Source organism: Thermodesulforhabdus norvegica (genome assembly GCF_900114975.1).
Lineage (GTDB): Bacteria > Desulfobacterota > Syntrophobacteria > Syntrophobacterales > Thermodesulforhabdaceae > Thermodesulforhabdus > Thermodesulforhabdus norvegica.
In genome coordinates this window covers 338,340-350,231 of sequence record NZ_FOUU01000001.1, presented here as the reverse complement: position 1 = coordinate 350,231, position 11,892 = coordinate 338,340, and the positions used below count along the sequence as shown (strand labels likewise).

Below are 11,892 nucleotides of genomic sequence, written 5' to 3'. Positions count from 1 at the left end.
GGACTACATCAGATACCCTTTATTCTTTGGCATATCTGGGTCGTTTCGTTATGAGAGCCAGTACGATACCTATAATCAGAAGAACACCGGCAATATAGAAGGCATAATCATAGGATTTATACTTGTCGTAGATGCGGCCGGCCAGCTTGGGCATAAAAGCACCAAAACCCCACCCGAGGAACACAAGACCGTAGTTGAAACCCAGGTTCTTTGCGCCGTAGAAGTCGGCGGTGAAAGAGGGAAACAGGGAGAGTCCACCACCGTAGCACCAGAAACCTACGGCCGCGGCGATGAAAAGCAGTGGGATATTCTTCAGGCTCAGCAGATAAGGGAAGAAGAACATGACCAGGCAGGCAAGGATGTAGTTCAGTATAAGAGCATTGGTTCGCCCGATCTTGTCGGAAATGATACCGGTTCCGATTCGACCAATGGAGTTAAAAATAGCTCCCCAGGAGACAAGCAGGTAACCGGCAGCCATTATACCCTTAATCATTTTTGCGGCGTGGCCAATCAGAAGCAAACCTGCCTGGGTATTTATGCAAAACATGATGACCAGAGCATAATACTGCCAGGTCCTGAGCATCTCAGAGGCGGTCCAATCGTAACGTGTCTGTGTTGCCGCTTTTGCCGCCGTCTGGGCCGTTGCGGGAGGAGCGGGCGGTACGTATCCTGCGGGAGGCCATGCCAGAACCTGCGCCGCCGCAAGTATGACAATCAGATAGAGTATACCAAGAACGTAAAAAGACGCGCTAACACTGTAGCTGGTAATCAACCACCTTGCAAGTGGTGCCACGTAGAAGGCTGCAAGACCGTAACCGCTCACAACAAGTCCGGCTATAAGGCCTCTTTTGTGAGGTCCAAACCATTTTAATGCCGCAGGAGTGGGTGCCGCATAACCTATACCCATACCGATTCCGCCGAGAAGTCCAAAACCCAACATGATACCGGCATAACTTTTCATTGCTCCGGCAATGAGGAGACCGATTCCTATTGAAAGCCCTCCTATTGAAGCCGCCACTTTAGGACCGTACTTGTCCTGGATTTTTCCACCGGGAATCATCAGAAGGGCAAATATGAGAATACACAGTGATGCCGGGTTGGATGCCTGCTCTGCGGTGAGAGGAGTCCAGCCCTGAGCCTTCATAAATTCGGCGTCCGTCAGGTACTTAACCCACACACTCCAGGCATAAAGACATCCGAGGCAAAGGTTGATGGCCGTTCCGGCAAAGGTAACCTGCCACGCCTTTGCCGGTTCTTTGGCTACAGCTTGCCCGTTAGTCATAATTTACCTCCTCTCTAAATCCCTAAAAAGACACATCATCTCCGGCCGCACTGAAGAAGCGACCGTACCATTGCATTTAACCAACCAAAATAATGAGTAACTTTTGAGAGCTTGTAGCTGCGTTCGCTCTTAGAGGAGGAATACTGCCCTTGATTTCAAACCCACTCCTGGATCAGAAACTCGAAGCTTCCGCTTCGAAACCTTCAGGAAGATACAGCAGAAGAAAAATCGACAGAACTTTCCACTGGAAGGAAACCTACAACCCACCTAACACTACCGCTCACCCTATCCTTCACTATCACCTCCTTCCAGCAAAAACACAAAAGACAACCTTTATAAGGACCACAACACGTAAAACCAAACCTGATTAACCCAATACTTGATAATATTGAGGCGGTCAAGAAATTTTTTTAAGAATTTTAGATTGTTACAAAAAGCACATGATTTGATAAAAAGCTCTCCGGCATAGAGCCTTGAATATGAGAGAAATCAAAGGGGTTGTTCGGGAAAATTACTTTTGATTACTACCCTTTGCTTCTGGTACAGAATAAAAGCGCAGGGAGAACCAATCTATGCAGGTGTATCATGACTTGGATTGAGTATGCTCTTATTTACTGCAAGAAAAAACCGGAGTGCTTCAATCTCGTCGCCTCCTTGGAAAATTTCTTAAAAAACCGTGGCGTGAAAGAGATAGTGGTGATAGTAGCCGATAATATCGACTCGGCAGACAGAAGAAGCCTGCTCTCCACCGCTACGGAGCACCGTAACACCTCGTTGCTCATTGTACTGGGCGGAGACGGTACTTTTTTAAGTGCCGTAAGGTGGCTTGCCGATGTGCCGGTTCCCGTTGTCGGCATAAACCTGGGAAGTCTGGGTTTCCTTACCGAAATCTCCCGCCAGTCCTGCTTTGAAGATCTCGGCAAGATTGTGGAAGGAAATTACGTATTGGAAGAGCGCATGCGCTTTGATGTAAAGGTGGTCAGGGGGGATGAGGTTGTCTATGAACAAACCGTTTTAAACGATGCCGTCATCAATAAAGGTGCCCTGGCAAGGATTATCGATCTCGAAGCATACATAAATGGATGTTTCCTCACTCACTATCGAGCAGACGGCCTGATAGTATCCACGCCCACCGGATCAACTGCATACAATATCTCTGCCGGTGGTCCCATAATATGCCCAACCGCTCGGGTGGCCGTGATAACACCGATATGCTCCTTTACGCTTTCCGATCGCCCTATAGTCATCCCTGCCCCTTTTACTATTGAAATTTTCCTCACCAGCCGTGAACAGGAAGTTTATCTAACCTGCGATGGGCAAACCGGGTGCTACCTTTCGCCAGAACATGTGGTGCGCATTAATGTATCCGAATACCCTCTTCGTTTTATAAAACCACCGGCTCTTGATTTCTTCGAAATCCTTAGAACCAAGCTTAAGTGGGGACAACCGGTAGAACCCGTTCGACAAGATCTGACAGGTTGTAAGTAGATTGCCTATGTCTCTTTACTCATGACAAATGGAGTTGTAGATTATCTTTCAAACTTCCTTTTTGTATTTGGTTTCGGTCCACAGGGGAGTTCAGGAGGGGGGACATGACAGAAGATGCGGCAAAAGTGGTGCTCAGGTCTTTTATTCCCGGGAATGATGTCGTAAGAGAAGTGCTGGAAAGAATGGATTTATGGGATCGGCTGGATCGAGGGGCCAGGATTTTCGTCAAGCCCAACATAGTGGTGTGGACGAGAAACGGAAATTTCCCGAAATGGGGGGTTATTACCACCAGCCGTGTAATTTACGATGTCGTAAGGTGGTTAAAGGAGCGGGGTTTTGAAAATATACACATAGGAGAAGGCGTTGCTCTCGTTCCCGCTCACGGCAAGCACGGGATCATAAGAGATGCTTATGCGATGCTTGGATATGAAATCCTGCAAAAACGATACGGTGTGGTACTTCATGATGCTCTGGAGGGCCCTTTTGATGTGCTGGATCTCGGCGATGGTGTAAGGCTTAATGTTTTTGCACCCGCCGTAGAAAGCGATGTCGTTATATCCGTTCCGGTTCTGAAGACCCACGCACAGACCAGGGTGAGTCTAGGGATAAAGAACCTTAAGGGCCTGATCGATATCCGCTCTCGCAAACTGTGCCACTCTCCCAGACCGGATTTTCCTCTCGACAGAATGATAGCCTATATTCCCAGAGCGTTCCGCAGGGTTGTTGTGCTGATTGACGGTATCTATTCCCTGGAACGGGGCCCTTCTTTTGACGGAAAGGCCAGAAGGTTTAATGTGATTGTTGGCTCCGATGACCTTCTAGCGGGGGACATGGTAGGAGCCAGGCTTCTGGGGTATAATCCCCGGGAAGTTCCACACCTCCTATGTTATGCAATGCTTACGGAGCGGAATATTGATTCAATTCGCCTGCAGGTAGATGGCCCTGCCGTTGATGAGCTTGCCAGCTTTCATCCTTACGATTTCCCTTATACGCCCGATAATTGTCTTCCGGTGCCTTTAGCACGTCTTGGGGTTCATGGATTGTGCTACAGAAAATACGATGACACGCTATGTACTTACTGTTCTGAGCTTAACGGCATAATACTTACATCCATTGCACGATCCTGGAAGGGCAAACCCTGGCCAAAGGTGGAAGTCCTTACGGGCAAGAAAATGCATCCGACCCCCGGTATGGACGCCACAATCCTTCTGGGAAAGTGTATGTCCGAAGCCCACGCCGACAATCCATCAGTAAAGAAAGCCATAACGGTAAAAACATGTCCGCCTCATCCTAAAGCCATTGTGAAGGCCTTTAAAGATGCGGGGATTGAGCTTGACGAAGGATTGCTCACCAACCTTGAGGCCCATGCCCAATCCTTCTTCAGGAAGTACGAAGGTAAGACCGAGTTTGATGAGTCCTTTTATAGGATTTTTTGATGGATGTATAAAGGCGGGTCGCAATCGATTACGGCCCGCCCTGGATTCCTATTGAGATTCCTGATTATGTCCCGGGGCTTCCTGACCGGAGAAACGCTCAATTCTCCGCCGGTAGATTTCTTCACGGGCCTTTATTCGTTCCATGAGGCCCGTCACCGCACCTTCAACGTTGACATCCATGACAACCATGTCTTCAAAGGCCACTATTACTCTCTTCAGTTCCGGAATTTTTAGCCTTGTCGTGGCCTTGAGGTATACGGGTTGGATGTAGAATACCGAACCGCTATAGGGAAGAATTATCATTTTTCCTCGCTCTACCGCGGAGCCAATCTGATCCCAGAGGGTGAATTGCTGTGATACATAAGTGTCCTGGTCTATGAGGGCATTTACCTGGGATGGACCGTAAACCTGGATGTCTTTGGGAAAGGCGAATAGTGTGATTTTGCCGTAGTTTTCTCCGTCACTTGATACACAGGCGATGGCCCTCAATGTGTCCAAACCCCTTGGACTGAAAGGCTGAACGAGAAGGAATTCAAACTTTTTCGGGTCTATAAGATTAAGCGTCAGGTAATATGGCTTTATGATTTTTTCCTTAGTTCCTCCATATATTCTGGCAAATTTCCAGGCGTCTTCCTGCTTGAAAAATGTTTCGGGGTCGGTCTGGTGATACCTGGCAAAGATGCCCATCTGGATTTCGAAAAGATCTCTCGGATATCGAAGGTGCTTTTTTAACTCCGGGTCCATGGCATCCATGGGCTTAAAAATGTTCCGGTACGCTCTGGAATAAGCACGGATTATGGGATCATCGGGATCGGAGATGTAATATTCCACCGTGCCGTTATAAGCATCCACCACGATTTTTACGCTGTTTCTTATATAATTTATTTCGCCGTTGAAGGGTTCTGCCGCAGGATAATGCGATGAAACCGTATAGGCATCCTGTATCCAGAAAAGCCCTCCCTTCGTGACGACGAGATAGGGATCTCGATCGAGCAAGAGAAAAGGCGTAATCGTTTTGATCCTTTCCACAATGTTGCGTCTGAAAAGGATTTTAGAGTCCTTTTTGGTTTTGGTTGTTAAGAATATGTTCCTTTCTTTGAAATAGAGGGCAAAAAGAGCTTTGCGGAAAACCGAAGATAAAGGTACTCCGCATTTCCCCTGATAATTGTCCGTAACGATCGTTTCGCCTTTCGGATAACCCACCTCTCCCAGTTCGTTTGGAACTATTGCGTAGGTGTAATCTCCTTCACCGAAATATATTCCCGGCTGCTTTAAGGTGACTCCATATTCAGAACGAGGCGGAAGATCTTTTAGAAACCATGTAATGGGTTCTTCTCCGCCCTGAATTGCAGGAGTAATTACGGCCCCATAACCGTGAGTGTACTTCATGTGAAGATTAACCCAGGTTTTTGCATTCTCGGGGAGTTTGTTTACGGCCAGTTCACGAGCGGCTACAAAGGTTTGCTGATAAAGATTTCCTATGTGATAGCGATCTACATCGACATTCAGAAAATCGTAATAGGGTCTCAATCCCTGCAGTTGCTTGTACACATCAAGTAATAGCTCCTTATCCCATATCGGGATGTTTCTTATTACTTCGTCCATCCCTTCCAGAATTGCAGTTTTACCCCTTTCTACCGGACGGTATTCTCTTATTGTGACATCATTTAACTTATATGCGCTCAATGTGGCTTTTATGGATTTTGCTATATATTTGGATTCCCGTGATATTTCATTGGGTTTTACGAAGTATTTTTGAACCCTTTCGGTGAGGAAATTACTTTCTCCGGCTCCGTAGGACAGGAAAAAGAGAACCGAACATATTGCCGTGATGAGCCATCCTCGATTTGTAAATAGGAAGTAGAGGAGTGTTACAAAAGTGGCCAGAAGAAGAATCATGCTCAACCAGAGCAACGGAAGTTGAACGTTCATTTCCACAAAACCTGGCCCAAAGAAGCTTTTGTGGGTGTGGACATAAACCAGTTCATAACGTTTCAGCATTAAATGAGCAAAAACCAGCAAAAACAGAAAGGCTACTAACAGGGCAATGTGGATTTTGGCCATTTTCGGAAAGGCATAACGCCCTATGTTTTTTCGGACCACCTGAATCTCAATACCGTAAAGGAGTACGGTTGCGGCAAGGACCACTACGGAGACGAGAAAAAGTCGTAGTTGGACGAGCCGAAAAAGGGGAAGGGCAAAGAGATAGAAGCTCACATCTTTGCCGAAAATGGGATCGGGAACGCCCGCACTGGGCGCAAAGAAGAAAAGCATTGCGGTTTCCCACTGTTCATACAGTGGATAGGCAAGGATAAAAGCGAGCACAATGCTAAGGGGGGTATAGACTTTCAGAGAACCCCGTCGAAGTCTGCCGATAATGCGGGAGATCCTTTTCTCGGGTTCCGTTCCTCCGGGGGTTATTTTCTTCAGGGTAAGAGATGCCACCCAGAAGTTTGTAAACATGATCAGGAAGAATATCACCGTCGAAAGGCCGAAGATTATGTACTTATAAAGAACCCTTTGCCAGAAGTAGGTTCTGTAGCCCAGCGATTCAAACCACCAGGCATCGACAACGAAATCAAGGAAGAGAAGGTGAAAGGCCACAAAGGCGGCTGCAATCAATATCAAAAAGGTGAAACCCATACCCATTTTTTGCTTTATCCGCTTGATCATAAACCAAACCCCCTTAAATGGTTGCCATTGGTGTGGCATCTCCGGTAGAAAGAATACCGTTCAACGATATACGGAAAGGCGCTCTGAGGCAACCGGTCTGTTTAGAATGCAGGGAAAGGATGCTTTAAATGATGGATAACCGTGTTGAAGGAATCGTCCGGCCCGGGGCAGATATAGAAGCCCAAAGCTTTGCCATAATTGAAAGAGAAGTGGGGCAACATGGATACGATCCGCTTGAGTGGATCGTCGTAAGGAGAATCATCCACACTACTGCAGATTTTGAATACGCCCGGATTACGCTTTTTTCTTCCGGGGTTGTTGAAAGGGCAAGGGAAGCCTTTCACGGGGGCAGTCCGATCTATGTTGATACTCGCATGATTGCTGTGGGTCTGTCTCCCTGGCGTCTGGGCTGGTACGGTCTCAGGGTTGAAGTCCCCTCGGATGACCTAGGGATCATGGAGTTTGCCAGACGGCATGGTATTACACGCTCTGCTGCTGCCTTCAGAATGAAGGCGGAAAAGCTCAACGGATCAGTCGTTGTCGTGGGCAATGCACCTACGGCGTTAATGGAAATCGTCAGAGCCATTGAGGAGGGAATAGCCAAACCGGCCCTTGTGGTCGGGGTGCCTGTTGGGTTTGTTCAGGCTTCAGAATCAAAAGAAATGCTTATCCGAAACGGTATGGTTCCTTTTGTCGTCACAAAGGGCAGAAAGGGCGGAAGCACCGTTGCTGTGGCAATCCTTCACGGTCTGCTCGAGTGCGCACGTTTGATCGATGAAAAAGGGCTGTAGTGAAACGGGACATTCTTATCACATCCGCATGTATCTTCCTTTTTGTGCTGGCCTTTGTATGGGCACTTTCGGCCGGGTCGCTTTTCATTTCCTGGGAAACCCTTTGGAAGGCCTTTATCGGAGCCGATAGCGACGTAGATGAAAGCATACGCTACATCATCTTCGACATAAGGCTTGCCCGCACAGTGCTTGCCGCCGTTGTGGGGGCGGCTCTGGCCCTTTCGGGCGTGGTCTATCAGGGAGTGCTTCTTAACCCGCTTGCCGATCCTTACACATTAGGCGTATCTACCGGTGCTGCCTTTGGCGCTTCCGTCGCAATCCTTTTCGGCGTCGGAAGTGTGGGATGGTCGGGACATCTCACCATTCCTGTAGCGGCCTTTTTGGGTGCCCTCCTGGCTCTTTGCTTTGTTTACCTCCTGGGACAGATTGACGGTCAGTTTCACCCGGCCAATCTAATCCTTGCGGGTATCATCGTTTCGACCTTTTTATCGGCTCTGATAAGCCTGCTTAAAAGCCTTCACGAGGAATCAATATCTGCCATCGTTTTCTGGATAATGGGCTCTCTTTCCGGAAAAACCTGGGAGCAGGTTTTAATAATTCTGCCCTATTTCCTGCTCGGTACGGTCGTTATGTTCTATTATTCGACAGAGCTTGATTTGCTGGCTCTGGGTGATGTCCAGGCAATGCATCTTGGTGTATCCGTGGCCCGGGTAAGGTTCGTTTTGCTTTCGGTTGCCTCTTTGATGACGGCCGCCTCGGTATCGTTTACCGGTATAATTGGCTTTGTCGGGCTGGTGGTTCCTCATGTCGTTCGCCTCATGGTGGGCCCTAAGCACTTCAGACTTCTTTTCTACAGCATCTTTGCAGGTGGTATATTGATGCTCGTGGCAGATACGGTTTCCAGAACCATTCTGGGAGAGGGTCAGGAAATACCGGTGGGCGTCGTTACGGCCCTTATCGGTGGACCTTTCTTCTGTTTAATCCTGGTAAGGCGGAGGAAGGAAATGGGGATGTCGTCCTGAGACTGGAAAAGATCCGCGCCGGATACGGTAAGACCGTCGTATTGGACAATATATCGCTTGAAATTCCGAGGCATTCTTTTACGGTCATTCTGGGTGCTAACGGATCCGGAAAAAGCACGCTCCTTTCGGTGGCTTCCGGGGTTCTCAAGCCTTTTTCCGGTCATGTTGAAATTTTGGGAAAGCCTCTGGATTATTACTCACGCCGTGAACTGGCCAGAACGGTTTCGGTTCTGCCTCAGGACACCTCTGTACGTTTTCCCTTCAAGTGCGGGGACATCGTCAGAATGGGGCGTTATCCCTATAAGAGACGCTTCCACCTTCCTTCTACACGGGATCGCGAAGCCGTAGAGAGAGCAATGAGTATTACTGATACCGCTCCCCTCGTGGATCGGCTTATTACGCACACCAGTGGCGGTGAAAAGCAACGGGTTCTTATTGCCCGTGTGCTTGCCCAGGAGACTCCTCTGATCATGCTTGACGAACCGACTTCGGCAATGGATGTAAAATGGAGTCTCAGAGTGCTTGCAATCATGAAGGGCTTGTGTTCGAAAGGACTTAAAACCGTTCTGGTGGTAATGCACGACATAAACACCGCCGTTCAATTCTGTACCCACCTGGTTTTTTTGAAAAAAGGCCGTGTTTTCGCTTCGGGCACGGTCGACGAAGTTTTGAAACCCGAGATTCTGGAACAGGTTTACGAGGCTCCCGCCTCTATTTACCGCCCGCCGGGGTTCGTAAGGCCTCAGGTGATATTCTCTCCCGATCCAGACACCGCAGGGTGATAATCACAATTTCTCCTCTGGTTCCGTACCTTGCAAAGAGTCCGGATGCCCCAACACCGGAGCTGGTATAACCCTGCATACCTCCGTATTGCCATTTGCCGTAGTGGAAGCGCCGTCCAGTTCGGCTGTGAGTGAATACCGGTCCCACCCTGGGAAGGCTGAACTGACCGGCATGCGTGTGTCCGCAGAGATATAGATTTACTCCGAAACGGTGGGCTTCTTTATAGACTTCCGGGGAATGGGATATGAGCACCGTGAACAGGTCTCTTCCCGTGCCCCGGAGCGCTTTGCCTACATCGGCACAGCGATAGTAATGAGGATCGTCAACACCCGCAAAGCACAATGCTTCATTACCCCGTTTGATAATAACGTGGTCGTTTACCAGAAATTTCAGGCCTCTATTTCGAAAAGCCTCCTCAATTTCAATGCAATCATGGTTACCCAAGACGGCAATCACCCCATCTCGCGCCTTGGCGGTAAGCAGCGGAAGGAGACTCTTCAGGTAACCAACCGCCGGCGCAAAGTCACCGACGGTCTCAAACCTGTAGTCTCCTCCAAGAACGCACAGGTCAACGTGGTCAATTTTTTCTATGCTTTTCCGTAAGTTATCGGTGATCCGGGGATGGCCGTCGAGGTGCAGATCCGTCATAAAGAGAATCCGATAGCCGTCAAAAGCCACCGGAAGATCGGGGAAAAAGAATGAGACACGGTTTGTATTTATACTAAGAGCGTTTCTTACGCCGATTTCGTAAATACCGAGGATTCTGAGAATCATGTATAGCAGCGTATGGTAGTAGAGGGCGTCTTCGAAATGGAATACATCCGTCCAGGGGCGCTTTCTTATCTGGCAGGATTTCCATTCCCGGAAGCGCAGGCGAGGGTGCAGAGGTCTGGGATAGGGATTACACGGGGGGCTCAGGAGGACTTTTTTGAAGAAGATTGAACCGGCATAGGCGATTGAGCTAAAGGCCGTTACGGCAATTACGAAGTAAAACAAGGAGATGTTCATTTTATACTTCCAGAAAAGTGCCGGCATGACGCATTCTAGAAATTGATCTCCCCCGATAACCACACTCCCGCTCGGAAGATTTGCACGGCGCTTGATAAAACTTGTTATGAGATCTCCCAGCATGGAAAGGATGGCAAGTGCAGTTCCTTCCAGAATTCCCCAGCCGAAGAAGGGAGAGATAAAAACACCTGTTACAACTCCGCCGAGAACCCCACGAATGGTTTTATGAGGGCCGAGCAGGGGCCTGCCGTCCCAGAATTTTCTACCCCCATCAAGAGGAGCATCGTATTTGGAGCCGAAAAAAAATGCGAGAAGTGGCGGTGACAGGTTCACCAGAGACAGAAATAGAACGAAATTCACCGTATTGAGAAAGTCGGTAAGCATCGTTTATCTTCCTCACCTTTTGAGAAACATGAACAGTATGTACGCAAAATAACCCCCCAGAAGAATCATTGCTTCCGGCCTGGATATACGACCGGCCTCCGGTCCTTTTGGCCTGGCAAGAGGCCACAGCAAAAGAGTCGTAAAAAGCATTATAGGGAAGTCTCTGCTAACGGCGGTCTGAGAGACCTGCAGAGGGTTTACAAGAGAAGATATTCCGATGATTCCAAGAATGTTAAAGATATTTGAACCAACCACGTTTCCCACAGCAATGTCGTCGCTTTTCTTTATCGCTCCCGCAATAGATGCCGCAAGCTCTGGAAGGCTTGTACCGAGAGCGACCAGGGAAAGTCCTATGATCAGCTCCGGTACGTTAATCCACCTGGCGATACCGACTCCTCCCCAGACCAGAGAACGGCTTGCCAGGGTTAAAACCAGAAGTCCGGCCACAAGATTAAAAGCCAATTTGAGATTGGACTCACGGTCTGTACCGGCTTCAGAGGTGCTCAATTGATCGGCTTCTTTAAGCAGAATCGCAGCAACTTCCGAATTTGAAGGGTGTTTAACCATCCATATCAGGTATCCGATCAGGGTTAAAAACAAAACAGCCCCCTCTGTCCTGCTTAGCCGATCGTTGTAGCTCATAAACCAGAAAAGCAACGATATGACCACAAGAAAGAGATATTCTCTTTTCATTGTGGTCTGGCTTACGAGTAGCGGTCTGAAAAGCGCCGCCGTACCCAGGATAAGACACACGTTTGCTATGTTACTTCCGATCACGTTTCCTACCGCAACGTCAGGGTGCCCTGTAAGATTCGCTATGACCGTTGTTATCAGTTCGGGAAGGGATGTGCCGAATGATACCACGGTAAGACCAACCACAAGGGGCGATATTTTCAGAGCTCGGGAAAGTTGAAGTGCTCCATCGATGAATTTATCGGCACCCCAGACGAGGCCTAGGATTCCGAAAACCGTGGCCACCACGAACATTGTTAGCATCGGTTTTTTCCTCTCTCACAATTATATTC

Annotated in this window: 9 protein-coding genes; 5 read left to right on the top strand and 4 right to left on the bottom strand. The window is 48.5% G+C overall.

Going from position 1 to position 11,892, the window contains the following annotated elements; translation table 11 throughout:
* Positions 1 to 19: 19 nt before the first annotated feature.
* Positions 20 to 1,282, bottom strand: a complete 1,263-nt coding sequence (locus tag BM091_RS01675) for an L-lactate MFS transporter (protein WP_093392994.1) — start codon at positions 1,280 to 1,282, stop codon at positions 20 to 22.
* Between the two features lie 585 nt (positions 1,283 to 1,867).
* On the opposite strand from BM091_RS01675, the gene BM091_RS01670 reads away from it, so the two are divergent.
* Entirely contained in the window at positions 1,868 to 2,770 is a 903-nt protein-coding gene (locus BM091_RS01670) for an NAD(+)/NADH kinase (RefSeq protein ID WP_093392993.1), read from the top strand.
* Positions 2,771 to 2,874: 104 nt separating this feature from the next.
* Positions 2,875 to 4,206: a DUF362 domain-containing protein gene (locus BM091_RS01665; protein WP_093392991.1), complete on the top strand. Its 1,332-nt coding sequence runs from the start codon at positions 2,875 to 2,877 to the stop codon at positions 4,204 to 4,206.
* Positions 4,207 to 4,254: 48 nt separating this feature from the next.
* Here the strand turns inward: BM091_RS01665 and BM091_RS01660 are convergent, their stop codons facing one another.
* Positions 4,255 to 6,879 (bottom strand): UPF0182 family protein, encoded by a 2,625-nt coding sequence (locus tag BM091_RS01660; RefSeq protein ID WP_177193481.1) that lies wholly within the window; start codon positions 6,877 to 6,879, stop codon positions 4,255 to 4,257.
* A gap of 128 nt (positions 6,880 to 7,007) precedes the next feature.
* Here BM091_RS01660 and BM091_RS01655 point away from each other — a divergent pair, with 128 nt between their 5' ends.
* From BM091_RS01655 to BM091_RS01645, 3 genes are read left to right on the top strand one after another with little or no spacing between them, the layout of a single operon-like run.
* Positions 7,008 to 7,670 carry a precorrin-8X methylmutase gene (locus BM091_RS01655; RefSeq protein WP_218148767.1) on the top strand — a complete coding sequence of 221 codons (663 nt, stop codon included), beginning with the start codon at positions 7,008 to 7,010 and terminating at the stop codon, positions 7,668 to 7,670.
* Positions 7,670 to 8,692: a FecCD family ABC transporter permease gene (locus tag BM091_RS01650; RefSeq protein ID WP_093392988.1), complete on the top strand. Its 1,023-nt coding sequence runs from the start codon at positions 7,670 to 7,672 to the stop codon at positions 8,690 to 8,692. Before BM091_RS01655 ends, BM091_RS01650 begins: the two co-directional genes overlap by 1 nt.
* A gap of 41 nt (positions 8,693 to 8,733) precedes the next feature.
* Positions 8,734 to 9,474 carry an ABC transporter ATP-binding protein gene (locus tag BM091_RS01645; protein ID WP_177193480.1) on the top strand — a complete coding sequence of 247 codons (741 nt, stop codon included), beginning with the start codon at positions 8,734 to 8,736 and terminating at the stop codon, positions 9,472 to 9,474.
* Here the strand turns inward: BM091_RS01645 and BM091_RS01640 are convergent.
* Both BM091_RS01640 and BM091_RS01635 read right to left on the bottom strand, forming a co-directional pair.
* Positions 9,404 to 10,867: a CDP-archaeol synthase gene (locus BM091_RS01640; RefSeq protein ID WP_093392985.1), complete on the bottom strand. Its 1,464-nt coding sequence runs from the start codon at positions 10,865 to 10,867 to the stop codon at positions 9,404 to 9,406. The two genes, BM091_RS01645 and BM091_RS01640, sit on opposite strands and share 71 nt — an antisense overlap.
* 12 nt (positions 10,868 to 10,879) lie before the next feature.
* On the bottom strand, positions 10,880 to 11,863 hold the full coding sequence (locus tag BM091_RS01635; protein WP_093392984.1) for a calcium/sodium antiporter: 984 nt from the start codon (positions 11,861 to 11,863) through the stop codon (positions 10,880 to 10,882).
* Between the last annotated feature and the right edge of the window lie 29 nt (positions 11,864 to 11,892).

What these genes read in the sequence shown, in the direction of transcription:
- BM091_RS01635 (WP_093392984.1), bottom strand. Translation starts at nt 11,863, where the DNA reads ATGCTAACAATGTTCGTGGTGGCCACGGTTTTCGGAATCCTAGGCCTC.
- BM091_RS01670 (WP_093392993.1), top strand. Translation starts at nt 1,868, where the DNA reads ATGACTTGGATTGAGTATGCTCTTATTTACTGCAAGAAAAAACCGGAG.
- BM091_RS01665 (WP_093392991.1), top strand. Translation starts at nt 2,875, where the DNA reads ATGACAGAAGATGCGGCAAAAGTGGTGCTCAGGTCTTTTATTCCCGGG.
- BM091_RS01660 (WP_177193481.1), bottom strand. Translation starts at nt 6,879, where the DNA reads ATGATCAAGCGGATAAAGCAAAAAATGGGTATGGGTTTCACCTTTTTG.
- BM091_RS01675 (WP_093392994.1), bottom strand. Translation starts at nt 1,282, where the DNA reads ATGACTAACGGGCAAGCTGTAGCCAAAGAACCGGCAAAGGCGTGGCAG.
- BM091_RS01640 (WP_093392985.1), bottom strand. Translation starts at nt 10,867, where the DNA reads ATGCTTACCGACTTTCTCAATACGGTGAATTTCGTTCTATTTCTGTCT.
- BM091_RS01655 (WP_218148767.1), top strand. Translation starts at nt 7,008, where the DNA reads ATGATGGATAACCGTGTTGAAGGAATCGTCCGGCCCGGGGCAGATATA.